General features: G+C 69.6%; 21 protein-coding genes and 1 pseudogene. 12 read left to right on the forward strand and 10 right to left on the reverse strand.

What is annotated here, in order from left to right; all coding sequences use genetic code 11:
• Window positions 1–65: 65 nt before the first annotated feature.
• Window positions 66–1,541, reverse strand: a complete 1,476-nt coding sequence (rox, locus tag OHA81_RS30720) for a rifampin monooxygenase (RefSeq protein ID WP_329201358.1) — start codon at window positions 1,539–1,541, stop codon at window positions 66–68.
• Window positions 1,542–1,944: 403 nt separating this feature from the next.
• Here rox and OHA81_RS30725 point away from each other — a divergent pair, with 403 nt between their 5' ends.
• Complete coding sequence (locus OHA81_RS30725) at window positions 1,945–2,520, forward strand: hypothetical protein (protein ID WP_329201360.1); 576 nt, start codon at window positions 1,945–1,947, stop codon at window positions 2,518–2,520.
• Between the two features lie 145 nt (window positions 2,521–2,665).
• On the opposite strand, the gene OHA81_RS30730 is transcribed toward OHA81_RS30725, so the two are convergent.
• The 3 genes from OHA81_RS30730 to OHA81_RS30740 form a co-directional block, all read right to left on the reverse strand.
• A complete protein-coding gene (locus tag OHA81_RS30730; RefSeq protein WP_329201362.1) occupies window positions 2,666–4,846 on the reverse strand; it encodes an FG-GAP-like repeat-containing protein in 2,181 nt (726 codons plus the stop codon).
• A 55-nt stretch (window positions 4,847–4,901) separates the two neighbouring features.
• Window positions 4,902–6,410: a transglycosylase family protein gene (locus OHA81_RS30735; RefSeq protein ID WP_329201364.1), complete on the reverse strand. Its 1,509-nt coding sequence runs from the start codon at window positions 6,408–6,410 to the stop codon at window positions 4,902–4,904.
• 76 nt (window positions 6,411–6,486) lie between these two features.
• A complete protein-coding gene (locus tag OHA81_RS30740) occupies window positions 6,487–8,310 on the reverse strand; it encodes a C40 family peptidase (protein WP_329201366.1) in 1,824 nt (607 codons plus the stop codon).
• Between the two features lie 810 nt (window positions 8,311–9,120).
• On the opposite strand from OHA81_RS30740, the gene OHA81_RS30745 reads away from it, so the two are divergent.
• Window positions 9,121–9,996 carry a hypothetical protein gene (locus tag OHA81_RS30745; RefSeq protein WP_329201368.1) on the forward strand — a complete coding sequence of 292 codons (876 nt, stop codon included), beginning with the start codon at window positions 9,121–9,123 and terminating at the stop codon, window positions 9,994–9,996.
• A gap of 288 nt (window positions 9,997–10,284) precedes the next feature.
• Window positions 10,285–10,713: a DUF6086 family protein gene (locus tag OHA81_RS30750; protein ID WP_329201370.1), complete on the forward strand. Its 429-nt coding sequence runs from the start codon at window positions 10,285–10,287 to the stop codon at window positions 10,711–10,713.
• Window positions 10,714–10,753: 40 nt separating this feature from the next.
• Here OHA81_RS30750 and OHA81_RS30755 read toward each other — a convergent pair whose 3' ends face one another.
• From OHA81_RS30755 to OHA81_RS30765, 3 genes are all read right to left on the reverse strand, one after another.
• Window positions 10,754–10,939, reverse strand: a complete 186-nt coding sequence (locus OHA81_RS30755; protein ID WP_329201372.1) for a hypothetical protein — start codon at window positions 10,937–10,939, stop codon at window positions 10,754–10,756.
• 136 nt (window positions 10,940–11,075) lie between these two features.
• The gene (locus OHA81_RS30760) at window positions 11,076–11,423 is read right to left on the reverse strand and encodes a nuclear transport factor 2 family protein (protein ID WP_329201373.1); all 348 of its coding nucleotides are present in this window, start codon (window positions 11,421–11,423) and stop codon (window positions 11,076–11,078) included.
• The gene (locus OHA81_RS30765) at window positions 11,420–12,049 is read right to left on the reverse strand and encodes a TetR/AcrR family transcriptional regulator (protein WP_329201376.1); all 630 of its coding nucleotides are present in this window, start codon (window positions 12,047–12,049) and stop codon (window positions 11,420–11,422) included. Before OHA81_RS30765 ends, OHA81_RS30760 begins: the two co-directional genes overlap by 4 nt.
• 372 nt (window positions 12,050–12,421) lie before the next feature.
• Between OHA81_RS30765 and OHA81_RS30770 the strand changes: the two genes are divergently transcribed.
• Entirely contained in the window at window positions 12,422–13,579 is a 1,158-nt protein-coding gene (locus tag OHA81_RS30770; RefSeq protein ID WP_329201378.1) for a hypothetical protein, read from the forward strand.
• A gap of 161 nt (window positions 13,580–13,740) precedes the next feature.
• A pseudogene (locus tag OHA81_RS30775) lies at window positions 13,741–13,872 on the forward strand (transposase); the annotation flags it as partial.
• Between the two features lie 29 nt (window positions 13,873–13,901).
• Here the strand turns inward: OHA81_RS30775 and OHA81_RS30780 are convergent.
• The 3 genes from OHA81_RS30780 to OHA81_RS30790 form a co-directional block, all read right to left on the reverse strand.
• On the reverse strand, window positions 13,902–14,447 hold the full coding sequence (locus tag OHA81_RS30780) for a GNAT family N-acetyltransferase (RefSeq protein ID WP_329201380.1): 546 nt from the start codon (window positions 14,445–14,447) through the stop codon (window positions 13,902–13,904).
• Between the two features lie 331 nt (window positions 14,448–14,778).
• Window positions 14,779–15,036 (reverse strand): hypothetical protein, encoded by a 258-nt coding sequence (locus OHA81_RS30785; RefSeq protein ID WP_329201382.1) that lies wholly within the window; start codon window positions 15,034–15,036, stop codon window positions 14,779–14,781.
• Window positions 15,037–15,294: 258 nt separating this feature from the next.
• Window positions 15,295–17,004 (reverse strand): PucR family transcriptional regulator, encoded by a 1,710-nt coding sequence (locus OHA81_RS30790; RefSeq protein WP_329201384.1) that lies wholly within the window; start codon window positions 17,002–17,004, stop codon window positions 15,295–15,297.
• A gap of 300 nt (window positions 17,005–17,304) precedes the next feature.
• Here OHA81_RS30790 and OHA81_RS30795 point away from each other — a divergent pair, with 300 nt between their 5' ends.
• From OHA81_RS30795 to trxA, 7 genes are all read left to right on the forward strand, one after another.
• On the forward strand, window positions 17,305–17,832 hold the full coding sequence (locus tag OHA81_RS30795; protein ID WP_329201386.1) for a general stress protein: 528 nt from the start codon (window positions 17,305–17,307) through the stop codon (window positions 17,830–17,832).
• Window positions 17,833–17,898: 66 nt separating this feature from the next.
• A complete protein-coding gene (gene dnaK / locus OHA81_RS30800; protein WP_329201388.1) occupies window positions 17,899–19,815 on the forward strand; it encodes a molecular chaperone DnaK in 1,917 nt (638 codons plus the stop codon).
• A gap of 10 nt (window positions 19,816–19,825) precedes the next feature.
• Window positions 19,826–20,413, forward strand: a complete 588-nt coding sequence (locus OHA81_RS30805; RefSeq protein WP_329201390.1) for a nucleotide exchange factor GrpE — start codon at window positions 19,826–19,828, stop codon at window positions 20,411–20,413.
• Between the two features lie 6 nt (window positions 20,414–20,419).
• Entirely contained in the window at window positions 20,420–21,349 is a 930-nt protein-coding gene (locus OHA81_RS30810; protein ID WP_329201392.1) for a J domain-containing protein, read from the forward strand.
• Window positions 21,349–21,717: a chaperone modulator CbpM gene (locus tag OHA81_RS30815; RefSeq protein WP_329201394.1), complete on the forward strand. Its 369-nt coding sequence runs from the start codon at window positions 21,349–21,351 to the stop codon at window positions 21,715–21,717. The genes OHA81_RS30810 and OHA81_RS30815 overlap by 1 nt, the downstream gene beginning before the upstream one ends.
• Window positions 21,708–24,347: an ATP-dependent chaperone ClpB gene (gene clpB / locus OHA81_RS30820; protein ID WP_329201396.1), complete on the forward strand. Its 2,640-nt coding sequence runs from the start codon at window positions 21,708–21,710 to the stop codon at window positions 24,345–24,347. The genes OHA81_RS30815 and clpB overlap by 10 nt, the downstream gene beginning before the upstream one ends.
• The gene (gene trxA, locus OHA81_RS30825; protein WP_329201398.1) at window positions 24,344–24,802 is read left to right on the forward strand and encodes a thioredoxin; all 459 of its coding nucleotides are present in this window, start codon (window positions 24,344–24,346) and stop codon (window positions 24,800–24,802) included. The genes clpB and trxA overlap by 4 nt, the downstream gene beginning before the upstream one ends.
• Window positions 24,803–24,864 lie beyond the last annotated feature (62 nt).

A 24,864-nucleotide genomic window follows, 5' to 3' on the forward strand; every position in this document is an offset into this window, starting at 1 on the left:
GGCATCCAGGTCGAACGAGTCCTGACGGAAGGGCTGCGGGTGCGGGGAGGCGTGCGGCGGTGCGGTCAGGTCGTGGCGGCGCCGAACCATGCGGGGAGGTGGGCGAGGAGATCCTGCTGGTCCTCGCCGACCCAGGCGACGTGGCCGTCCGGTCGCAGCAGTACCGCGGGCGCGTCGAGTTCCTTGCTGACGTCGACGACGTGGTCGACGCGGTCCGCCCAGCCCGCCACCGAGAGGCGGCCGGTCTGGTCGAGGAGCAGGCCGCGTCCCTCGTGCGTCAGGTCGTACAGGCGGCCCCGCTCCAGCCGCACGTCCCGCAGCCGGCGGCCGAGGAGGTCGTGGCCCGGGCCGAAGTCGTAGCGGATCGCGATCGCGGTGATCTTCTCGATGAGGTACCGGTTCACCTCCTCGAACTCCACCAGTTCCGCCATCAGCCGGCGCACCGCCTGCGCACCCGGCTCGGACGACATCAGCTGGATCTGCGCGCGCGTGTTGTCCAGTACGTCGGCCGCCACCGGGTGCCGTTCGGCGTGGTAGCTGTCGAGCAGGCCTTCCGGTGCCCAGCCGGAAACCTCCGCGGCCAGCTTCCAACCCAGGTTGAACGCGTCCTGGATACCGAGGTTGAGGCCCTGGCCGCCGGTCGGCGGGTGGATGTGCGCCGCGTCGCCGGCCAGCAGCACCCGGCCGACCCGGTACTGCTCGGCCTGCCGGGTCGCGTCGCCGAAGCGGGAGAGCCAGCGCGGCGAGTGGGCGCCGAAGTCGGTGCCGCCGTACGCCCGCAGCTGCTGCTTGAACTCCTCCAGGGTCGGCGCGGCGGCACGGTCCTCTGCCACCCCCTCCGCGGGCACGATGACCCGGTATTCCCCGTCCTCCATGGGCATGGCACCGAACCGCACCTGGGTCTTGCGCACTTCGGCCGTCACTGCGGCCAGGGTCTGCGGCTCCACATCGAGCTTCATGACGCCCAGCAGCGTCTCGACCCGGGACGGTTCGCCGGGGAAGGCGACACCGAGCAGCTTGCGCACCGTGCTGCGGCCACCGTCGCAGCCGACGACGTAGCGCGAGCGCAGCCACGTACCGTCGGCCAGCTCGACGCTCACACCCTGGTCGTCCTGGTCCAGCCCGGTCACCTCGCAGCCGCGCCGGATCTCGGCGCCGGCCTCGACGGCGTGCTCGGTCAGCAGCCGCTCGGTGGTGGTCTGCGGGATGTGCAGGACGTAGGGGTGCGCCGTGTCCATGTGCTCCGGCCAGGACTTGGCGAGCCCGGCGAAGAAACCGCCGACCATGTACTGCTTGCCGAGCGCGAGGAACCGGTCCAGAAGACCGCGCTGTGCCATGACCTCGATGCTGCGGGCGTGCAGCCCCTGGGCACGGGACTGCCGGGTCGGCTCCGTCTCCTTCTCCAGTACGAGCACCCGTACGCCGTGAAGGCGTAGCTCGCAGGCCAGCATCAGGCCGGTCGGGCCTCCACCGGCCACGATCACGTCTGCGTCCAGGTCTGTGTCCACGTCTGCGTTCACGGCCATGTCTGTGTGCGTCATGAGAAGCCCCCATCGAGCGTGTTGCCAACGCCCGGCTGCTGTGTGCCCGCCGACCGCCTTGTAGGCCATCGAGCGCGTGCGTACGTCGTCAGTCCCCGATGTGCGGCAATTTCCGGGTCGGTCGGAGATTCTGCAACATCATCGGGGCCTTGCCGCAAGGCCCCCTGTGCGCTATATCTTGATAGTGGCAAGGAGTGGGCAACGACCTCCTTGCCTTTCTCATGCGTGCTGTGGGCTGCGTCCTAGGAGCCGCCGGCATCCCCGGCGATGGCCAGGGGCAAGGCGCCGAGGGGAGGCGTGCACCCCGGTCACCGCGAAGCCGAAGTGCACCTGCAAGTGCTGCCGGGCGCCGAGCGGCATGTGTGAAACTTCCTCCGAATGATCACTCGGGGGGAGTTCCGCGTTGAACGCGCTGTTGAAGAGGGTGTGGATCGGGCTGGCCGCGACCTTGATCGTGAGCCTGGCCGCCGTGGCCCTGCCGGACCACATCCAGATAAACGACGACGGGCGCATTCACCTGGGCGCGCCCGCGTCCACGCCGTCCCCGTACACGGCGCCGCCCACACCGGAGTCCACGTCACCGCCCCTCACACGGGAGGCCGTGGACGAGGTGATCCGGACCGCGGTCAGCGCGGCGGGCCTCGACCCGGCGCAGGGCCGTCCGACCGTCCCGGCCGGCGCCGACTCGAACAGGACGGGCTGGATGGCCGTCCGCGAGAAGACCGCCGCAAAGTCGGAGATGCACGCGATCTGCGCCGACCTGGAGCGCCAGGGCTGGGTGCTGAACCCGAACGGCGACAGCGCCGAAGCCTCACGCAGCTACAAGCACGGGGGCTGGCACCTACTGGTGAGCACCCGCGGGAAGACCCAGGCACCGTCCAACACCCTCAGTGACTCCCAGACCTACCTGACCATGACCGGGCTCCAGCTCAACCTGTCCGACATACCGCTCCCCGAGATCACCGTCAGCATGCGCTGACCACGCACAGCAGCCCACCCCGTCTTCGCCTTGCCTTGCACATGCCAGTTTGGAGCGGGCCCGTACGACGCTGTCGGAACGGGCTGAACGTCTGCGGGGGCCGGCGTCTCCCCCGAGGGATACGCCGGCCCCCGCCGCGGGCAGGTCAGCCGTTCAGGCTGCTGTCCCAGTACCGCCGGGGTGCGCCGAACTCTGCACCCCGGCTGGTGAACGCCCACAGGCGCGTCTGGTTCCGGCCGTTGGACGCGTTGCCGCTGTCGTACAGGACACCGAGGTCGACCCGGCCGTCGCCGTTGAAGTCGCCGGCCGCCGGGCTGCTCGCCGCCCAACTCCAGCTGTCACCGCCGTCGGCGCTGTCCCACACCTTGCGCGGACCTCCGAAGCCGTTCCCCGTGGCGGAGAAGGTCCACAGTCCGGTGCGGTTGCGGTCGCCGGTCCGGCCGTAGTCGTAGAGGACGCCGAGGTCGGCCCTGCCGTCGCCGTCGAAGTCCCCGGCGACCGGCTTGCTCGCCGCCCAGTTCCAACTGTCCGTGCTGCTGTCCCAGACCTGCCGGGGACCGGCGAAGCCGTTCCCGGTGGCGGTGAACGTCCACAGTCCGGTGCGGTTGCGGTCGCCGGTCCGGCCGTAGTCGTAGAGGACGCCGAGGTCGGCTCTGCCGTCCCCGTCGAAGTCCCCGGCGACCGGCTTGCTCGCCGCCCAGTTCCAGCTCTTGACGGGATCGGTCCGGCTGTCCCAGAGCTGCCGCGGGTTCTTGAACCCGGTGCCGGTGCCGGTGAAGACCCGCAGCCCCGTACGGTTGCTGCCGCCGGAGGAGCCGTAGTCGTACAGGACGCCTACGTCGGCCTTGCCGTCGCCGTCGAAGTCCGCGGCCACCGGCTTGGAGGCGTTCCAGTTCCAGTCGGGGTTCGCGGGGTCGTCCTGGCTGTCCCAGGCCTTGCGCGGGGCCTCCACCCCCTGTGCCGTGCCCTTGAACGTCCACAGTCCGGTGCGGTTGCGGTCGCCGCTCCGGCCGTAGTCGTAGAGGACGCCGAGGTCGGCCTTGCCGTCGCCGTCGAAGTCGCCGGCGGTCAGGGTGCTGGCCGCCCAGTTCCAGCTGTCGGTACCGCTGTCCCAGACCCGGCGCGGCGCTGCGAACCCCGTGGCGGTTCCGGAGAACATCCACAGACTCGTCTGGTTGCGCCCGTCCGCCGACTTGCCCTGGCCGCTCAGCACGGCGAGGTCGGCCCGCCCGTCGCCGTTGAAGTCGCCGGCGACTTCGGTGTGCTTCACGGGCCGGAGGTGGCCGATGACCGGGGCGTGGTCGGAATAGCCGTTGGGAGGACCGCTGTTGCTCCGGTTCTCGGTGGTGTCCATCAGGGAGCGGTCGACGTCGCAGGCCGTGAAGGGGCTGCCCGACTCGCTCCGGGAGGCGAAGATGTGGTCGCGCTTGCGCAGTTGGTGGCCGCCCTGCGCGCTCCAGGAGTGGTGGGTCACCTCGTTCACCTCGTCCCCGTCGCCGTAGGCCCTGCGGTCGCACTCGTCGAAGGCCTCGGAGATCGGCTGGAGGTCGGGGCTGCCGGGGAACATGTTGAAGTCGCCACCGAGGACGATCTGGTTGCGGTCCGGCCAGATCGCGCTCTTCACGTTCTGGATCTGTCCCGACCGGCGCGGGTCGGCACCATCGGCGAGGATGTGGGTCGTGCAGGCACGGGGCGACCACCCTTCGACGCGTACGCACAGGATCGGCAGCGTCTGCAGGTCTCCGCCCGAGGGCACGGTGTTGACCGCGGTGACCTCGCTCACCCGCCCCTTCACCGCGATGCCCACGCCCAGCTCTCCGCCGAGCCCGCCCCGGCAGTACGTCGTCCCGTCCGGCCGGGCTCCTTTCGCGTGCTCGATGGACCATCCGGTGCCCAGGGCCGCGCGCAGCCGCTCCATGTGGCTGCCGGGTGCTTCGCCGCAGACCTCCTGGAGCATGATCACGTTGGCGTCGTGTTCCGCTGCGACCCGGGCGATCTGGTCGACTTTCTGCTGCGGTTCGTTGCGGTAGGCGCAGAACCCGTCCTCGCCGCGGACGCCGCCGGCCTCACCGCAGATGTTCCAGGACACCACGCGCAGTGCCGGCTCGGCCAGCAGTGCCGGCGCGGCCGCGGCCGTGCCGGGGGCCGGTGCCTGTGGTGACCGGGCGGACTGCGCGTCCTGCGGGACGGCCGCCGTCAGCGTCGCCGTCGCGGGCGTCGCAGTGGTGAGCGTTCCGGCGTACAGGGCGCACAGAGCCGAGGCGGCCAGGGCCGCCCCCCGACCCTTCAGCGTTCCTCTTCCTCGTCCGCTTTCTTTCGTTTTCACGGTAACCACGGTCTCCTTCCGTGAGGGTTCACGATCGCCGTGAGCCAGGGCCGGCTCAGCCAGCCTTGGACGCGCCCCACCGCCAGCTCTTGACGGCGTCGTCCTTGCTGTCCCAGAGCTGCTTCGGGCCCGCCAGACCGCGTCCTGCGCTGGGGAACGTCCACAGCCCCGTACGGTTGGCGCCGTCGGTGACGCCGTAGTCGTACAGCACGCCCACCTCGGGCAGTCCGATGCCGGTGAAGTCCCCGACCACCGGCTTGCTCGCGGACCAGTTCCAGCTGCGGAGGGGATCGTCCTGGCTGTCCCAGGCCTTGAACGGGGCTTCGTAGCCACGGCCGTTGCCCAGGAAGAGGAACAGCTTGGTGCGGTTGCGGCCGTCCTCGGTGCGGCCCATGTCGTACATCACGGCGATGTCGGTCGTGCCGTCGTTGTCGAAGTCGTCGGAGACGGGCTTGCTCGCACTCCAGCTCCAGCTCTCACGACCGCTCGTCCAGAGCTGCTTCGGGCTGTCGAAGCCGCTGCCGTTGCCGGTGAAGGCCCACAGCGCCGTGTGGCTCACGCCGTCGGTCCTGCCGTTGTCGTACAGGACGCCGATGTCGGGCTGTGCGTCGAGGTTGAAGTCCCCGACCGTCAGCTTGCTGCCGGTCCAGGACCAGCTCTTCACGGCGTCCGTCGCGCTGTCCCACACGAGGCGGGGGCTGTTGAAGCCGCTGCCGTTGCTGCTGAAGGTCCACAGCCCGGTCCGGTTCACCTCGCCGGTCCGGCCGTAGTCGTAGAGGACCGCGAGGTCGGCCTTGCCGTCGTGATTGAAGTCGCCGGTGACCGGCTTGCTCGCGGACCAGTTCCAGCTCCGGACGGGGTCGTCCTGGCTGTCCCACACCTTGACGGGGGCGTTGAAGCCGTGGCCGTTGCTCGTGAAGGTGAAGAGCTTGGTGCGGTTGCGGCCTCCCTCGGCGGTGCCCATGTCGTAGAGCACGCCGATGTCGGCCTTGCCGTCGCCGTTGAAGTCACCGACGGTCAGCTTGCTGGACGCCCAGTTCCAGCTGTCGGAGCCGCTGTCCCAGACCTTCTTGGGGCTGGTCAGGCCCGTGCGGGAACCGCTGAAGATCCAAAGCCCGGTGCGGCTCACACCCCCCTCGCGGCCGTAGTCGTACAGGACCGCGACATCGTCCCGGCCGTCGCCGTCGAAGTCCCCCTCGGTCCGGTCGGCGGAATCCTCCTGGCCCGCGGAGACGTCGGGGAAGGGCGGCTGGTGGTCGTCGGCCAGGCCCGCCTTCCACCAGCAGTTCGGCCAGGCGTTCAGGCCCTGGCCGGCCAGCACCTTCTCGCCGATCCTGATCTGCTGTTCCTTGGTGGCCTGGTACGCGTACGGCGCGTACTCGGTACCCCCGTACTCCACCCAGGTGTTCGGATCGAACTGCAGACCGCCGTGGTAGCGGCCCTGGTACGCCCAGTTCCCGCTGCTCTCGCACTGGGCCAGCTTCTCCCAGGTGGTCACGGAGGCTGCATGCGCCTGGGTGGGGGAGACGAGGGCCAGGGCCAGCCCTGACACGGCCGCGGCCACGGCGCCGGCGTGCCTTCTGTTCCTGCTCGGGGAAAACCTCACGTTCTGCCTCTCTCGGGTGGTCGGATGGGGTGGGTCAGGCGGTCTTGCTGGCGGCCCAGCTCCAGCTCTTCACGGCGTCCGACTGGCTGTCCCAGCCGAGGCGGGGGCTGCTGAACCCGCTGCCGGTGCTGGTGAACGTCCACAGCCCGCTGCGGTTGACGTCGTGCGTCCTGCCGTAGTCGTAGAGGACGCCGATGTCGGCCTTGCCGTCGCCGTTGAAGTCGCCGGTGACCGGCTTGCTCGCGTCCCAGTTCCAGCTCTTGACCGGGTCGTCGTTGCTGTCCCACAGCTTCTTGGGGCTGTTGAAGCCGCTGCCGGTGCTGGTGAACGTCCACAGCCCGGTGTGGTTGCCGGTTTCGGCGGGTCCGTAGTCGTAGAGGACGCCGATGTCGGCCTTGCCGTCACCGTTGAAGTCGCCGGTGACCGGCTTGCTCACGTCCCAGTTCCAGCTCTTGACCGGGTCACCCTCGCTGTCCCACACCTTCTTGGGGCTGTTGAAGCCGACGCCCGTGCTGGTGAACGTCCACAGCCCCGTGCGGTTCCCCTTGTCGGTCTGGTCGTAGTCGTAGAGGACGCCGACGTCGGCCTTGCCGTCACCGTTGAAGTCGCCCACGCTGAGCTTGCTGGCCGACCAGTTCCAGCTCTTGACCGGGTCGTCGTTGCTGTCCCACAGCTTCTTGGGGCCGACGAAGCCGCTGCCGGTGCTCGTGAACGTCCACAGCCCGGTGCGGTTGCCGCCTTCGGTGGAGCCGTAGTCGTAGAGGACGCCTACGTCGGCCTTGCCGTCACCGTTGAAGTCGCCCACGCCGAGCTTGCTGGCCGACCAGTTCCAGCTCTTGACCGCTGCGTCCTCCTGGCTGTCCCACACCTTCTCGGGGGCGCTGAACCCGTTGCCGTTGTTGGTGAAGGTGAAGAGCTTGGTGCGGTTGCGGCCGTCCTCGGAGCGGCCCATGTCGTACAGGGCGGCGATGTCCGCCCTGCCATCGCCGTTGAAGTCGCCGACGGTCAGCTTGCTCGACGCCCAGTTCCAGCTGTCGGAGCCGCTGTCCCAGGCCTTCTTCGGGCTGTTGAAGCCGCTGCCGTTGCTGCTGAACGTCCACAGTCCGGAGTGGCTCCGCCCGCCCTCGCGGCCGTAGTCGTAGAGCACCGCGACGTCATCGCGGCCGTCACCGTCGAAATCGCCCTTCACCCTGGAACCGTCCTCGGCCGCCGGGGTCTGTTCGTCGTCCACGATGTTGTCGAGCCGGATCGGCTGGTACTCCGAGGAGCGGGAGAAGTAGGCGTAGGGGATCACGCGATGGTGGACACCGGTCCCGCTGAATTCATATCCCCAGTAAGCGGACTTGGAGGCGTCGGTCCACTTCTCGAAGAGCACGATGTGGCCGTACTTATCGGGATGGTCGTTGTTGAGCGCGTCGCCCGGCTTCAATTCGTCCTTGGTGATCGCGTGGGCGACGCCGGACGGGAGGAATTCGGGGGTGGCTCTCCCGGGGCCGGGCAGCCCCCAGGCCATCGAGACGTAGCCGGAGCAGTCGGTGCGCCATCCTTGGTAGGAGCCCCCCATGTTGTACGGCAGACCCAGGCCGACCCAGGTGGCGGCCCGCTTGAGGACCTCGCTGCGGGTGATGGGCTGAGCTGCGGCGATGGACGCCGCCAGGCTCCCGTCTCCGGACCCGGAAGTGGTGGGGCCCTGACCCGGACTGGGGTAGTCGTCCGCGGCCGAAGCGGCGCCGGCCGCGCCGGGGGAGGGGGAGTCGGCGTTCGCGAGGGGGGCCGTCAGGCCGACCAGTCCCAAGGCCAATGCGGTGGTCAGCACCGCGGCGGTGTTCGTCGTACGTGAAATTCCAGACGTCTTCATGTCGGCTCTCTGTTTTCGGGCAGCCCTCGGCGCACCTGAGTGCCCTGGGTTTCTGCCGTCGCGTCACGGTTCGTCGACGGCAACTGCCGTCATCGCACTGACGCGTGTGGTCCCAAAGATGTGACAGGAACACGAAAAAAGTTCGCCGGACGCCGCCATCACCGTCCGGTCGACGTACAGCCGGGCCGGCATCAGCAGGTCCTCCCGACCCCAACCCTCACCCAGCGCGTCGGCCCGGCCCGAGACGTGAGGCCACTTGTTCGGCGAACGCGTCGAGCTGCGCGGCCACCGCTTCACGCACCCTGCGCACTCCGCCGTGCTCCGGGGGGTAGGCGGGGACCAGCTAGGCCAACTGCACAGCGGTGCCGTGGCGTTGTTCCGCCTCGCCAGGCGGCGGTGAGGGTTGAGCGCGTGGTGCCGTGCAGGTTCTGCAGCGCCTCGTCCACGAGCGCCCAGTGACGCGTGCCAGCAGCACGGGCCAGCCCTACGTCCTGCGGTTCGGCATCTGGTGGCGCCGCGGCCGGCGGGGAGAACGGAGAGGTGCTGGACTCAGCGAGAAGCCCGAGCACGGCGGCTGCGGCCATAGGCCGTCTCTTCCGGATCAAGCCCTGACCCGCGGCGCCGGCGATCGCCATCAAGGCTGCACGGGGAATAGCGCGTGGACCAGGTGTGGAGCATGCGTTGGTAGTGCCCGGGGGCCGGCTGCGGTGTTCCGATGCTGACGCGGCGGTAGTCTTCGCGGGGGAGGGCGGGGCCGTAACCGATCTCGCCGTATGCAGCTTGTCAGAGGCTGCTGGCAGTATCGCCGTCGTGAACGTCATCCGTACCACTCCACCACGGCCCCTCGACGTGGCGGCGGTCTTCCCACAACTGGCCCCGCTGGCACGCACGACAACCCGGCTGCATCCCCGGCCCGGTTCCCCGTCGCCGTACGACAGCTCGATCGGCGGGCCGCTGCTGTGGCCCGCCGGCCAGCCATGGCTGTACTGCGACAAGTGGCACGAGGGTCCGGTCTCCCCCCTTCTGCCAGTGGCCCAGCTGTACGCGCGCGACGTGCCCCTGCTGCGGACACCCGGACGGACTGATCTGCTCCAGGTGCTGTGGTGTCCCTCGGAGCACCCACCGGAGCACAAGCCGACGACCGAGCTGTTCTGGCGAACCGCCGCCGACGTCACCCACGTCCTCGACTCGCCGCCCGAACCGACCGAGGCGCAGTACGGCTACACGCCGGAGCCGTGCGTGCTCGCACCGGAGCAAGTCACCGAGTACCCCGACTTCTTGGAGCTGGACGAGGAGTTGCAGCAGCAGCTGAGAGACCGGAGCGCGTGGCAGGCGGCCGGCGTCGCGATGGATGATTCCTATGAGGCGGCTCCGGAGGAGTTCTATTCCGACGAGCTGTCCGTCGCCCCCGGATGGAAGGTCGGTGGCTGGCCGCCGTGGGGACTCACCGATCCCATCGCCCGATTCTGCATCAACTGTGGCGTCGGGATGCATCCGTTGCTGACCATAGCCTCGGAAGAATGCCGCGACTACAGAAGGGGTTGGGTCCCGTACGAGGACCAAGCCATCGCCGTGCTCGACAACGACAACGTGTCGAACCCGCCCGGTCTCCAAGTCTCCGACGCGAATCATCTGCAGCTCTACGTCTGCCTGACGTGCTACACGCATACCGACCTGATCCAATAGGCCATGGCTGGAGTCCCCGCGATCCCGGGGTGGGCGCAGATCGCCCCACGCCTTTCAGACGGGGCCCACGACAACGGTGTGCACCGAGTTGCGGGGAGCCGAGCCGACCCTGACAGGGGAGGACGTGTCGTCCGTATGGTGCAGGAGCACGTCGTTTCGCAGGCAAGGGGCGTGACGCCCGTGAGGGCCTGCTCTATTAGCTCTGGCTCACATTCCGTGGAGGGCGCACTGGCTGTGATGTCATGTGCTTGCGACGCTGGCTGGTACGGCCAGCAGGAAGGGGCTGCGTTGAGCCAGTACTACGACATGGGCGACCAGACCCTGTGGAACCCGTCCAACGGAGCCTCGCGGCTGTTCATGAGCCAGGTGAGTGTCTACCAAGCCGAGCTGGGTCTGCCGTCCGGCATCGGTCCCATGCAGGCTGACGAGTGTCAGATCGACCCCATCGTGTTCAAGACGTTCGTCGATGCCCTGATCACGTGGCACCGGCGAACGAGTCACGCCGTCATGACTGCCCTGTCCGAGGGCTTCGTCGCCACGGTGTTGGTCTTGGCGGAGAGGGCAGGCGTCGAGGTGAACTGGCTGCCGACGGGTTCCGGCGAGGGCGGCGGCCACAAGGATGTTCAGGTGCCGACGGCCCCGATTGCCGCTGAGAAGGCGTGGACAACCGCCCTCCAGGACAAGTCGCGCGAATTGGGCCGCTTCATGACGGCGTGAGTCCGGTCCGCCCCCGGTGTGCTCGGAAGGCAATGCCCTATCAGTAGTGCAGGACGCGCTTGCGGAGCCGCTGCGGCAGCCGTTCGCCCCGGCGCTCCGTGAGCGTCTGGCCGGTGGGACCGTACCGTTGCTGCTTGCTGCAGCGATTGCCGCGGAAGCTGACAACGCCAGTGGCGGCCAGAACTGTTGTCCTAAGAACCACGGCGACGTTCTTGCCGATGCTCATGAGCGGTGACGAGACGAGGGCGGCCACGACACGCGGCAGCGAACGAGAGTTGCGCGCCGGCCACGTCGGGGCGAGGAGCACGCCCGTCTGGCCTGCGTGACCTGACGGGCGTGCTCGGCTAGGCCGTCTGAAGCGCTCAGGCGGTGAGGAAGAAGCCGGTCACGTCGGCGAGGAGGCCGTCGCGGTGCACCGCGCTGCTCACACCCGTCATGAAGGCCTTGCCGTCCGGGCCGACCTGGGTCCATCGGGCCAGCGACCGGCCGTGGTGGTCGTAGACCTCCTCGATACGGAAGCGGTGCCCGGGGAACGCTCCGGCGAACCCGTCCATGTATGCGTCCAGTGCAGCCAGACCGGCCACCTCGGTTCCCGGGTCCCGGTAGGAAACGTCGTCCACCGCGACCGAGCCGAGTGCGGCGAGTCGTATGGCGGGGTCGGCCGACCAGCACGCGGCATAGTCGTTCCAGAGCTGCTGTTGGTCACTCATCGCTGTTCCTCATTCTTGGCTTGCTTGAAGGTTTCGGCTTGCCTGGCCCCGATCGAGGCCATGGCTCCGTCGGTGATGGCGTGCAGTTTCGTGGCGGCCGTACCGGATCGGACGAGGACCAGGAGGCCTTGGTAGAGGGTCAGGAGCTGTGTGGCCGACATCTCGACGTCGATGTCCGAGGGCAACAGCTGCTGGGCGCGGGCGCGTGTCAGTGCGTCGGCGAAGCCCGACTCGATCGTCTCCAGCCCCCGGCGAACGCCGGCTGTGGCCTGCGGAACGGTGAACGACTCCACCGCGGTGTTGGTGAGCAGGCACCCGGGATCGGGTTCCGGGCCGGGGTTCGCGTCGAACGCCGAGGTGAAGAACGCACGGATGCCGGCCACCGGGTCCTGCGTCTCGCGTAGGTGGACGCGGACCCTGCTGTCGACCACCAGCTCGTTATAGGCGTCCAGTGCCGCGCTGAACAGGCGCTCCTTGCTGTGGAACGCCCGGTACAGGCTGCCCGGGTGCATTCCGGTTGCTTCCTCGAGGTCGCGCAGCGATGCGCCGAGGTATCCGCGACGACGGAACAGCCCCATGGCGGAGGCCAGTACCTCTTCCTGGTCCCAGACCTGTTTACGACCCACCGGCGCTCCTCGTAGTTGAACGATCGCTCACAAAGTAGCACGTGCGAGGGCTCGTCCGACGCCACACGCTCCGTCAGTTGCCGTAGCCAGAACGGAAAGCACGGTCCCAGCATGGGAAACGGCCGCTGTCGCTCTTCGCCTCACGAGCACGCGCGGGGTCTAGTCGACCCTCAGGTCGGCGAGGCTCGGCGATCGTGGACCTCAGCTGGTGGTGGGTTGATCAGCTCACACCTCGAACTCGGCGCGTCCTGAGGCGATTCGGGTCCCCACCAGGGCTGCGGGGGGAGTCGTGGGCGTTCTGGCGTTGCGGCCGGGCCTGTGGTTGTCTCAGGGTCCGATCGGCTAGGGGGGCACATGGATGTGGCAGGGAGCATGGCGTTATCCGCCGTGCAGATACTGACCGGCCTGGCGACAGGGGTGGCTACGGCGGTGGGGAGCGAGGCCGGGCGGGCGGTGGGTGAGCTGGTGCGGGCGCGGCTGGGTACTACCGAGGACGGTCGCGCCGCTCTGGACGGGGTCAGCGCCGACCCGGCGGATCCGTCGGCGGTCCAGGATTTGCAGGAGGCGATCAGGGAGGCGCTGGCTGCCGATCCCGATTTCCGCGCCCGTATGGCTGTGGCGCTTGCCGGGCCGCCGCCGGCCGCGCCGCCCGCACAGACCGTCAGTCCCCAGTACACCGGCAGCATCATCATCGGAAGCGGCAGCAAGGTACGGAGCAGCCAGATCTCGCTGGGGCCGCTGACCATCAACAACACCCGGGCCGGCCGCGCTTCCCTCGCCGGGATCGCGGCACTGCTGGTCGCATTACTGGCCCTGGGCCTCTATCGGGGAGTGCAGCTGATCATCGGCGACGGTTCCTCCGGCCGGGCGGCCGGCGAGTCGTCCGGCCCGAAGGCCCCCACGGCTACGCCATCCAAGTCTGCCCCCGCTGCGTCGGACGCTCCTGGTCCGGTGGTGCGTGACGAGGCGAGGGCCGCGCAGATCCTCCCGGACGCAGCGAGCCTGCCACAGGGCTGGGCCGTCGCAAGCGGTTCGCCGACGACGGAACAGTGTCGCCGTGGCCGAGTCGGCATCTCGAAGGACAGGGAGTCCCACTACGTCTGCAAGACGGGACCGGTTCTCGACCTGCAGTCGGGATATGTCCCGGGGCCCGAGGTCAGCTACAACAAGGTGTACGTCGAGGTTCTCGCGTACCCGTCGGTGGCCGCGGCAGCCGAGGGCTACGTGGGAGTGGAGGCGGAAAACGCTGACAGCAACGAGGCGAAGCAGGTGACGCAAGTCGCGCTGCCGTCCTACGGTGACGAGTCGTCGGCTGTCACCATGATGGGCACCGTGCCGGGCAGCGGCTCGCACCTATCGGAGGGACTTGCGGTAGCCCGCTGCGGGAGCCTCGTGGTGCGGGTCATCGTCTCCGACGACGATGGCAGCACGGTCGACCTCGATGCGCTCAATGCTTTCACCCGGACTGTGGCCACCCGGGCGCAGCAGGCGCTGGACGGCAAGACGCCCACCGCCGCCGTCGAACTGTAGAGATTCCCTGCGGGATACCGTCCCCGCGCTCCGCTCGCCCACCGCCTCGGACCCGGCCTTGCGGAAGCGGCCGCCACCGTCGGGGCAGAGGCGGTGGCGCGGGTGGATGCGGGACGGCCGCGATGAGGCGGGAGAGGCGCCCACGGTCGCGGTCGGACGCCGAAGGGGCGGAGGTCGCCGCCGCCATGGTGCAGGCCGCAGGCGTCCACTGGAAGAAGATCTGGTCGACCAATCCGCTGGAGCGGCTGAACCGGGAGATCAAACGCAGGGCAGACGTCGTGCAGGTCTTCCCCCGCCAAAACCGAAGCAGCTCGGCCAGTGACTACCCCACTTCGCGGGGGCACGATCGGATCCGGTACAGCACACACTGGCGAAGCGGCCCCTCGGGCACGCTCGGATCCTCGAAGTCGTCGGCCAGATCCCGGGTCATGCCGATGCGGCGCATCACTGCCTGGGAACGAAGGTTGTGGACGGTCGTCGACGCCACCACTTCCGGCAGCCCGAGGGCCTCGAAGCCGAAAGCCAGGGCGGCCAGGGCGGCCTCGGTGGCGTAACCGCGACCCCATGCCGAACGCATCAAGCGCCAACCGATATCCACTCCCGCGAACGGCATATCCCCGCCCACCTCGTCCAAGCCTGCACGGCCGATGAACTCGCCAGTCTCCCGTGATTCGAGCGCCCACCACCCAAAACCTCGCTCGTCAAACTCGGCCTGCATGACCGCCACCGCGGCATCGCTTTGCTCCCGCGTCAGCAGTTCCCCCAGGTGTTCCCGGACATCAGGATCGGCGTTCATAGCCGCCCACGGTTCGAGGTCGGACTCCCGCCACCGGCGGAGCAGAAGACGATCGGTTCGCAGCTCTGGCATGCCACACAGCCAACCCGATCAAGACCACAGTGTCGATCAGTTATGTCGAACCGCACGGTGCTCATCCATGCCAGATCCACTGCGCAGATCCTCACGGCCTCCACCACCCGGCGGGACACCATCCTCGACCAGCCACCCGGGCAGCTGCGCCGGCGGACGGCGGCGCGCGTCGGCCTCCTCGGCTTCCGCGGCCGCGTTCGGTGCCCGCACTGCGCCCCAGCTCTCCGCGCAGGTAGGTGACGAACGTCCGCAGACGTGGCAGATCAGGCGGCGGGACGGACACCGCTCACCCTCCGTACTGCGCCCGCCGCAGCATCCACAGCGGGCTCGTTCATGTCGTCGTCTCCCGTTCCACCGGTGCGGGGGTGTGGCCGCGGGCTGCGCGGCGCAGCTCGACGCCACCTGCCGGCCACCCGGCGGGGGTCGTCCAGTAGGGGTGGGTGTGCAGGAGCCCGGACAGGGCGATCAGCCGGCGCCGCAGCACGGTCGAACCGGAGGCGGGCGGGGCCTCGGCGAGATCGGTGTAAGTACGCAGCCAGGCCTCCTGGAGGGCGAGCAGGTCATCGGGGAAACGGAACGGTGGCCTCACCCTTCTATTGCAACACATGTTCGAATATCTTCGCGAAAAACGGTGAGGCCCGACGTGCGACTGCACGCCGGGCCTCACCACCCACGTCCGTGCTGATGCGTCCCGTGGGGGGGCGCCGGCGCACCTCATGTACGGACGGTTTCCGCAGGTTGGAAGGGTGGGGGGCAGACGATCAGGCCGCAACGTCGACTTTGACTCGCAGGCGACCCGGTCGAGTGCCGGGTTGACCCGGCAGGTCGGCCCACCGGGCGTCCACGGTCAGCGCCGGCCGCCCAGGATGATCTTCCAGACGCGCGTTGCCACCTGGAGATTGAGCCGGGTGTCCACATCCGCCAGGTCGCGGTCGCTGATCTCACGGATGCGCTGCAGCCGGTAGCGCAGGGTGCTGCGGTGGACTGTCAGTGCGGCGGCCGCATCGTCGTAGTTGCCTCCGCAGTCGAAGTAGTGCGAGAGCGTCTCGACCAACTCCGTGTCGTGCCGTGCGTCGTAGTCGATCAGCCGGCCGAGCCACTCTCGCACGAAGTCCTCGAGCTCCCGGAGATCGTTTCCGGGCCCCAGGATCCGGTACAGCCCGAGGTCGTCGAAGAACGTCGTCCCGCTGCGCTGGCGGGAGTTCTGCCGCACCTCCAGGGCCCGCAGTGCCTCCTGATAACAGCGGGGAATGCCCTCCGGGGAGTCGCAGCGGGTGCTCACCCCGATCGCTCCGTCGGGCGTTCCCAGCTCATGGGCCAGCGCCGCGTACACGGCATCGTCGTCGGGCCTCGCTTCGGTCAGCAGGACCACCCGGTCGCCGCGACGGGTGATCAGCGGACGGATCGCCGAGGTGGCCGTCGCCTGCTCGACGGCACGGGTGAAGGAACCGTTCGCGGCGTTGCCCGGCCAGTGCACCACGACTACGTAATGGGTACTTTGCAGATCATGGCCGATGGCCTCGGCTCGGGCGTAGGCGTTCGTCTCGTCCGTGCCCTCCAGCAGATCGTCCATCAGCTGACGGTGCAGCCGCAGTTCGACCTCGCTGAGTTCGCGCATGTGCATCAGTTCCTGGGCGAGCGACCGCTGAGCGTGGTCCAACGCGAACACTGTGTACTCGTCGGCCGTCGCTTCGGGGTCCTCGAGGGTGAGCACGCCGAGGAGGTCGCCGCGGGGCCGGGCCAGGGCGATCAGCCGGCCCTTGACTTTGACCGGACCCGCCTCGCGCCCGACCTGCCGCAACATCTCTTCCTGGTCGGTCGAGGACCGCACCGGATAGGGGTCGGGCCGGTCGGGACCGGCCCAGGACCTCAGGTTTCCGAACCGGTCCTCGATGAGCGCCGACAGCCCGGTGAGCTCGTACAGCGCTTGGGTGAGGGCGTCCTCACCGCCGCCCCGGGCAGTGACACGGGCGAGGGTCTCGTGCACGGTCTTCTGGAGGTGCAGCTCGGAGCGCGCGGTGTCCAGCTGCTGCAGTGCGTCGTCGCGTTCGGTGCGCAGGCGGCTCAGTTCGCCGGCGTTGTCGTGCTGCGCGGTGCGTGTCGCCGTCAGTGACAGGGCCGCCGATGTGAGCCCCACGAGGGTCGACAGGAGGAAGTGCCCCTGCTCGTCGGGCTCGGAATGGGAGGAGACCAGGATGTAGCCGAGCAGACCACCGGCCCCGCGCATGCCGAACGCCCAGGTCCACGACCGCTCCGGAAGGGATACGGAGCCGTCTGCCCCGCCGAAATCGTTCATCAGCGCGTCGTCGACCGTTGGCGCTCCCGCGTCGTGGCCGGGGACGCGGGACAAGCCGTCCACCGTCGCGAGGTATCCGGCCTCGGCGTGGTAGGGGCCGAGGGCACTGACGTGCTGCATGGCCAACCGCACGATCTCACCCTGCTGCACACAGGTGAAAAGGGTGTGGGACAGCACCAGCAGCCCGTACGGGTCCAGCGCCGCGAGCGGACGGGGGCCGGGCCGTTCGGTGCCCGCAGTGTCACTCGGACGGCGGGTCACCTCCTGGTCGGAGACGTGGGGGGACAGCCTCCGTGACGGACGGCCGGCCATAGATCACTCCGTTTCTCCTCCGGTCAGCGGGGGCGATCGGGCGATTCTCGGGCTCCACGTCTGGGCGAACCGTGTGCACCCAGCCTAGGTCGAACCGTCCCGCTTGTCCGAATGCGCGTCTTGCTCTCTCAGGCCGACCGACTCCCGCGATTTCTGACCTGCCGGGCGCAGGCGGAGCGCGCTGCTCTCTTGCCACTCTGGGCGCGTCAGGGTCGCCGGGCGCACCGGTGGCCGTGGAAGGAGTGGCTGATGAACGAGCAGGCCCGCAGGACCATCGCCTCGTACGCGACCTACCAAGAGGCGGAACGCGCCGTCGATCACCTTTCCGATCAGGGCTTTCCCGTAGAAAGGGTGGCCATCATCGGGCAGGACCTGCGCCTGGTCGAGCAGGTGACCGGCCGCATGGGCAATGGCGGGGCCGCGCTGCACGGCGCGGCGAGCGGCGCCCTGCCCGGCGCACTGATCGGGTGGATCTTCGGGGTGCTGAACTGGCTGAACCCGGTCGTGTCGGGACTGCTCCTCGCCTTGTACGGGCTGATTTTCGGAGCACTCGTCGGTGCGCTGCTCGGTCTGCTGGTGCACGCGGCCCAGCGTGGTCGCCGGGATTTCGCCTCGGTGAGCTCCATGCAGCCCAGCCGGTACGAAGTCGTCGCCGACGAAGCGGTCGCCGACGAGGCGGTGCGGCTGCTGGCCGCGCTGTCCAGCGGGACCGGCACCAGCACGAGCAGCGGAGCTTCGAAGAGCAGCGTCCCACGGAGCGGTCCCACCGCCACCTGAGCGAGTGCGGAAGACCGGGCGCGACTCCGAGGCGAACGGGGCCGCCCGTCGCGGAAGGAGTTCCTCATGGCCAAGGCAGTAGGCATCGACCTGGGCACCACCAACTCGGTGATCGCCGTCTGGGAGGGCGGCGAGCCGGCGGTCGTACCCAATAGCGAGGGCAACCGCACGACGCCGTCCGTGGTGGCCTTCACCGACACCGGCGAGCGCCTGGTGGGCCAGCTGGCCCGCCGCCAGGCGATCCTCAACCCCAAGGGCACCATCTACTCGGCCAAGCGGTTCATCGGCCGGCATTTCGACGAGATCTCCGAAGAGGCCAAGGCCGTCGCGTACGACGTGGTCGAGGGAGAGGGCGGCGCCGCCCGCATCAAGGTGCGCGACAAGCTCTACGCTCCCGAGGAGATCAGCGCGCAGGTGCTGCGCAAGCTCGCCGACGATGCCTCCAAGCAGCTCGGCGAGCGGGTCACGGAGGCGGTCATCACGGTGCCGGCCTACTTCAACGACGCCCAGCGCACCGCCACCAAGGACGCCGGACGGATCGCCGGCCTGGAAGTACTGCGGATCATCAACGAGCCGACCGCGGCCGCCCTCGCCTACGGCATGGACAAGAAGCAGCACGAGACGGTGCTCGTCTTCGACCTGGGCGGCGGCACCTTCGACGTCAGCATCCTCGACGTCGGCGACGGCGTGGTGGAGGTACGGTCCACGGCGGGCGACAGCCATCTGGGCGGCGACGACTTCGACCGCCGGCTGGTCGACCAGCTCGCCGACGGGTTCCAGAAGGAGAACGGGATCGACCTGCGGCAGGACCCCCAGGCGCTGCAACGCCTGTTCGAGGCTGCCGAAAAGGCCAAGACCGAGCTCAGCTCGGTGACCCAGACGCAGGTCAGCCTGCCGTTCATCACGGCCGACGCCTCCGGGCCCAAGCATCTGACCACGACGATCATGCGATCCACGTTCGAACAGATCACCGGCGACCTGGTGGAGCGCTGCCTCGACCCGGTCCGGCAGGCGATGGACGACGCCAAGGTCAGTGACAACGACATCGACGAGGTCATCCTCGTCGGCGGCTCCACCCGCATCCCCGCCGTCCAGGCCCTGGTGCGCAGGCTGACCGGCGGCAAGGACCCCAACATGAGCGTCAACCCCGACGAGGTCGTGGCGAAGGGCGCCGCGATCCAGGCCGGGGTCCTCAAGGGCGAGGTCAAGGACGTCCTGCTGCTCGACGTCACCCCGTTGTCGCTGGGCGTGGAGACACGCGGCGGCGTGATGACGAAGATCATCGAGCGGAACACCACCATTCCGGTGCGCCGCACCGAGACCTTCACCACCGCCGTGGACGACCAGCCCGCCGTCGACGTCGTCGTCCTGCAGGGCGAGCGTGAGCTGGCTGCCGACAACCGGGTCCTGGGCCGCTTCCAGCTCACCGACATCCGCCCCGCGCCGCGCGGCGAGCCGCAGATCGAAGTCATCTTCGACGTCGACGCCAACGGCATCCTCAGCGTCACCGCGCGGGACAAGGACACCGGAAAGGAACAGGGCATCACCATCAGCGAGAGCTCCAACCTCGACAGCAGCGAAGTCGAGCGGATGCTCCAGGAGGCCGAACGCAACCGCGGCCAGGACCAGGCCCTGCGCGAGGCGGTCGACGCGCGCAACGAACTGGACGCCATCGCCTACCAGGTCGAAAAGCGCCTCGGCGAGCTCGGCGACGCCGCGCCCGCACACGAGAAGGCCCGCGCCGAGATGCTGGTGGCGCAGGCCCGCGAGGCCGTCAAGAACGAGGCCGGGGTGGACGAGGTCCGGCCGCTGACGTCCGAACTCCAGCAGGTCTTCGCGGGGCTCGCGGCCCACCAGGCGGGAGCCGCCGCAGGCGGTCCGGCGGGCACCGGCTCACCGGACGGATCCGGTCCCGGCGGGGCCGCGCCGGGCGGCGCCGGGGGCGACGACGATGTGATCGACGCCGAGTTCGACAAGGGCTGAGGTGCCCGCCATGCCCATCCCACCCCGGGGCCCAGAGCCCGACCCGCCGCCGGAAGGCGCCGTAGAGCCGTCGCGCGGGGACCTCATGCAGCCTGGACCGCCGACCGAGGAGGCGGAGCCCGGGCCCGACGCCTCAACCGGCACCGCCGCACCCAATGACGAAGACGCGGCCGCGCTGCGAGAGGCGAAGGACCGCTGGCGGCGCGCCCTGGCCGACCTCGACAACCAGCGCAAACGCCATGCCAGGGAGGTGGAGCGGGTGGCCGGGGCCGAACGCGCCCGTACGGCAGCGGCCTTCCTGCCCGTCATCGACAACCTGGAACTTGCCCTGAGCCACGCGGGGGCCGCCGACCCCGGTGCGATCGTCGAAGGTGTCCGGGCCGTGCGTGACCGGGCCGTGAACGTCCTGGAGCGGCTGGGCTACCCGCGCCACGCGGAGACGGGCGTGGCGTTCGACCCGGCCCGGCACGAGGTGGTCGCAGTGGTCCAGGATCCCGACGCCGATCCGAACACCGTGGTCCAGGTGCTGCGACCCGGTTACGGGGAGGCCGAGCGGCAGCTGCGGCCTGCCGCCGTGACCGTCGCCAAGCGGGAGTGACCGTCCATGGCACGCGACTTCTACGAGGTGCTCGGCGTTCCGCGCACCGCCGACCGGGACGAGATCCAGCGGGCCTACCGCACCCTGGCCCGCAGGCACCACCCCGACGTCAACAAGGACCCACAGGCGGAGGAACGGTTCAAGGAGATCAACGAGGCCTTCAGCGTGCTGTCCGATCCGGAGCAGCGAGCCCGGTACGACCGCTTCGGCGAGGACTTCCGGAAGGTCCCGGAGGACTGGGAGGAGCGGGTCGCCGCCGGCGCCGGCAGTGGCCCCCGGTGGACCACCGGCGGCGGTCCCCGGGTGCGGTACTCCACGGCGGGCTTCGGGGGTGAGGGGGTCGACGTCGAGGATCTGTTCGGCTCGCTGTTCGGCGGCGGCGGGCGGACACGCGTGCCCGGCGCCGACCAGGAGGCCGAACTGCCGCTCACCGTCGAGGAGGCATACCGGGGCGGCCGCCGTACGGTCACCCTCGCCGGGCCGGCCGGGGAGCGGCGATACCAGGTCGACGTGCCGCCCGGCACCACCGACGGGCAGCGCATCCGGCTGGCCGGCGAGGGCGGGCGCGGGAGCGGCGACGGTGCTCCCGCCGGGGACCTGTACCTGAGGGTGCGGATCGAGCCGCACCCCGAGTTCCGCCTCGAGGGCCGGAACGTCCACGTGATTCTTCCGGTCACACCGTGGGAGGCGGCGCTGGGCGCCACCGTGCCGGTGCGCACGCCGAGCGGTGCCACCGCGAAGGTGACCGTGCCCGCCGGGTCCTCCAGCGGACGGCGCCTACGGCTGCGCGGCGAGGGCATGCCGAGCCCGCGCGGCGCGAACGGAGACCTGTATGCGGAGCTGCGGATCATGGTGCCGCCCCGGCTGAACGACCGGGAGCGCGAGCTGCTGGAGGAACTCGCCGCCGTCTCCTCCTTCGACCCCAGGAGGACCTGATGACCGACCGACCGCCCGAGGCCCGCCCGTCCCACGCACGGACGACCGAGGTGGGCGTGCAGTACGCGATCGTGCACGTGCCCGGGCTCTCCCTGGAGACCGTGGCCCGGCGCGCAGGCCTCCATCCCGACCTGGTCCGTCGGTTCGTCGCCCTCGGACTGGTGGACGCCGGCCGTGACGCCTCCGGACGGCTGGTGTTCGCCCCCACGGCCCCGGCCGCCCTCGCCCGCGTTCAGCGGCTGCGCACCGGGCTGTGCCTGAACTACGCCTCCCTCGCGCTGGTGCTCGACCTGCTCGACCGCATCAGCTTGCTCGAAGCCGCGCTGCGGCGTGCAGGCATGAGGAGTGATCTACCACCATGGACATGAACCGCCTGACCCAGAAGTCACAGGAAGCCCTGCAGGAGGCCCAGAGCGCCGCCGGCCGCCTGGGCCACACCGAGGTCGACGGCGAACATCTGCTGCTCGCCCTCCTCGACCAGGAGGAGGGCCTGATCCCGCGGCTGCTGCAGCAGGCGGGCACCGACCCGGAGGAGTTGCGCGCGGCCGTACGCAAGGAGATCTCCCGCCGGCCCAAGGTGACCGGCCCGGGCGCGGCGCCGGGCCAGGTCTTCGTCACCCAGCGCCTGGCCAGGCTGCTGGACGAGGCGGAGCGGGAGGCCAAACGCCTCAAGGACGAGTACGTGTCCGTGGAACACCTGCTGCTGGCGCTGGCCGAGGAGGGCTCGGCGACCGCCGCCGGGCGCCTGCTGAAGGAGCACGGCGTGACCCGGGACTCCTTCCTCGGCGCGCTCACCCACATCCGCGGCAACCAGCGCGTGACCTCCGCCAACCCCGAGGTGGCCTACGAGGCCCTGGAGAAGTACGGCCGTGACCTGGTCGCCGAGGCCAAGGCCGGTCGGCTCGACCCCGTCATCGGCCGGGACGCCGAGATCCGCCGCGTCACCCAGATCCTCAGCCGCAAGTCCAAGAACAACCCCGTCCTGATCGGCGACCCGGGCGTCGGCAAGACCGCCATCATCGAGGGTCTCGCCCAGCGCATCGTCCGCGGCGACGTGCCCGAAGGACTGCGTGACAGGATCGTGTTCGCCCTCGACATGGGTTCCCTGGTCGCCGGCGCGAAGTACCGCGGCGAGTTCGAGGAACGGCTCAAGGCCGTGCTCAGCGAGGTCAAGGCCGCCCAGGGGCGGATCCTGCTCTTCGTCGACGAGCTGCACACCGTCGTAGGGGCGGGCGCCGCCGAGGGTGCCATGGACGCGGGCAACATGCTCAAGCCCATGCTGGCACGCGGCGAACTCCACATGATCGGCGCCACCACCCTGGACGAATACCGCAAGCACATCGAGAAGGACGCCGCCCTCGAACGCCGCTTCCAGCAGGTCCTGGTCGACGAGCCGAGCGTGGAGGACACCATCTCGATCCTGCGCGGACTGCGCGAACGCCTGGAGGTCTTCCACGGCGTGAAGATCCAGGACACCTCGCTGGTCTCCGCGGCCACCCTCAGCCACCGCTACATCACCGACCGGTTCCTGCCCGACAAGGCCATCGACCTCGTCGACGAAGCCTGCGCCCGGCTGCGAACCGAGATCGACTCGATGCCCGCCGAACTCGACGAGATCACCCGCCGGGTGACCCGCCTGGAGATCGAGGAAGCCGCCCTGTCCAAGGAGACCGACCCCGCCAGCAAAGCCCGCCTGGAGGAACTGCGCAAGGAACTGGCCGACCTGCGCGGCGAGGCCGACGCCAAACACGCCCAGTGGGAGGCCGAACGGCAGGCGATCCGCCGCGTCCAGGAACTGCGCCAGGAACTGGAGCAGGTCCGCCACGAGGCGGAGGAGGCCGAACGCGCCTACGACCTCAACCGCGCCGCCGAACTCCGCTACGGCCGCCTCCGGGACCTGGAGCGCCGGCTCGCCGCAGAGGAGGAGCAACTGGCCTCCAAGCAAGGGCAGAACCGGCTGCTGCGCGAAGTCGTCACCGAGGAGGAGATCGCCGAGATCGTCGCCGCCTGGACCGGCATCCCCGTCTCCCGCCTCCAGGAGGGCGAACGCGAGAAGCTGCTGCGCCTCGACGACATCCTGCGCGAGCGCGTCATCGGCCAGGACGAGGCGGTCAAGCTGGTGGCCGACGCCATCATCCGCGCCCGCTCCGGCATCCGCGACCCTCGCCGCCCGATCGGCTCGTTCATCTTCCTCGGCCCCACCGGCGTCGGGAAGACCGAGCTGGCCAAGACCCTTGCCCGGGCTCTGTTCGACTCCGAGGAGAACATGGTCCGCCTCGACATGAGCGAGTACCAGGAGCGGCACACCGTCAGCCGGCTCATGGGCGCACCGCCCGGATACGTCGGCTATGAGGAGGGCGGCCAGCTCACCGAGGCCGTGCGCCGCAAGCCGTACTCGGTCGTGCTGTTCGACGAGGTCGAGAAGGCGCACACGGATGTCTTCAACACCCTGCTGCAGGTCCTCGACGACGGCCGCATCACCGATGCCCAGGGCCGCACGGTCGACTTCCGCAACACCGTGATCATCATGACGTCCAACATCGGGTCCGAGCACCTCCTCGACGGAGCCACCGCCGAGGGGGAGATCAAGCCGGATGCCCGGGCGCTGGTGATGGGCGAGTTGCGCGGGCACTTCCGGCCGGAGTTCCTCAACCGCGTCGACGACATCGTGCTGTTCAAGCCGCTCGGTGAGCGGCAGATCGAGCGCATCGTGGAGCTGCAGTTCGACGAGCTGCGGCAGCGGCTCGCCGAACGCCGCATCAGCGTCGAGCTCACGCCCTCGGCCTTGGAGTTGATCGCGCATCAGGGCTACGACCCGGTGTACGGGGCGCGGCCGCTGCGGCGTTACATCTCCCACGAGGTCGAGACGATGGTCGGGCGCGCCCTGCTGCGCGGTGACGTCCAAGACGGCGCGACGGTCCGCGTCGACGCCCAACACGGAGAGCTGGTCGTCGCCTACGACCAGCAGGAGGACGCCCGGGAAGCGAGGGCGGCGTGAACACCACCCGGACCACGACGGTGACCTGCCCGAACTGCGGGCGCGGCAACCGGATTCCTGTGGCCGCCGAGGGACGCCCCCGATGCGGCCACTGCAAGCAGGCCCTGCCCTGGATCGTCGACGCGGGCGACGACGACTTCGCCGAGATCGCCGAACGCGCCACCCAGCCCGTCGTCGTCGACCTCTGGGCCACCTGGTGCGGCCCCTGCCGCATGGTCAGCCCCGCTCTCGAACAAGTCGCCCGCGACCTGGCCGGACGGATCAAACTCGTCAAGGTCGACGTCGACAAGAACCCGCGGCTCAGCGGGCGGTTCCAGGTGCAGGCGGTGCCGACCCTGCTCGTCCTGGACCGCGGCGAGACGGTCGCCCGGCAGGCCGGCGCGGCGCCCGCGCACGTCCTGCGCTCCTGGGTCGAGCAGGCGATGGCGGGCCGGCAAACCGCTGCGGGAGGCTGAACACGATGGGCCGGCCACCACCGCTCACCCACGAAACCGGCCCCGACGCAGCTGCGCCGCCG

It is taken from the genome of Streptomyces sp. NBC_00667, assembly GCF_036226825.1.
GTDB lineage: Bacteria > Actinomycetota > Actinomycetes > Streptomycetales > Streptomycetaceae > Streptomyces.

Coding starts and splice junctions, on each gene's coding strand:
- OHA81_RS30815 (WP_329201394.1), top strand. CDS start 21,349: ATGACCGACCGACCGCCCGAGGCCCGCCCGTCCCACGCACGGACGACC.
- OHA81_RS30740 (WP_329201366.1), bottom strand. CDS start 8,310: ATGAAGACGTCTGGAATTTCACGTACGACGAACACCGCCGCGGTGCTG.
- OHA81_RS30760 (WP_329201373.1), bottom strand. CDS start 11,423: ATGAGTGACCAACAGCAGCTCTGGAACGACTATGCCGCGTGCTGGTCG.
- OHA81_RS30810 (WP_329201392.1), top strand. CDS start 20,420: ATGGCACGCGACTTCTACGAGGTGCTCGGCGTTCCGCGCACCGCCGAC.
- OHA81_RS30780 (WP_329201380.1), bottom strand. CDS start 14,447: ATGCCAGAGCTGCGAACCGATCGTCTTCTGCTCCGCCGGTGGCGGGAG.
- OHA81_RS30805 (WP_329201390.1), top strand. CDS start 19,826: ATGCCCATCCCACCCCGGGGCCCAGAGCCCGACCCGCCGCCGGAAGGC.
- rox (WP_329201358.1), bottom strand. CDS start 1,541: ATGACGCACACAGACATGGCCGTGAACGCAGACGTGGACACAGACCTG.
- clpB (WP_329201396.1), top strand. CDS start 21,708: ATGGACATGAACCGCCTGACCCAGAAGTCACAGGAAGCCCTGCAGGAG.
- OHA81_RS30755 (WP_329201372.1), bottom strand. CDS start 10,939: ATGAGCATCGGCAAGAACGTCGCCGTGGTTCTTAGGACAACAGTTCTG.
- OHA81_RS30770 (WP_329201378.1), top strand. CDS start 12,422: ATGGCGTTATCCGCCGTGCAGATACTGACCGGCCTGGCGACAGGGGTG.
- OHA81_RS30795 (WP_329201386.1), top strand. CDS start 17,305: ATGAACGAGCAGGCCCGCAGGACCATCGCCTCGTACGCGACCTACCAA.
- dnaK (WP_329201388.1), top strand. CDS start 17,899: ATGGCCAAGGCAGTAGGCATCGACCTGGGCACCACCAACTCGGTGATC.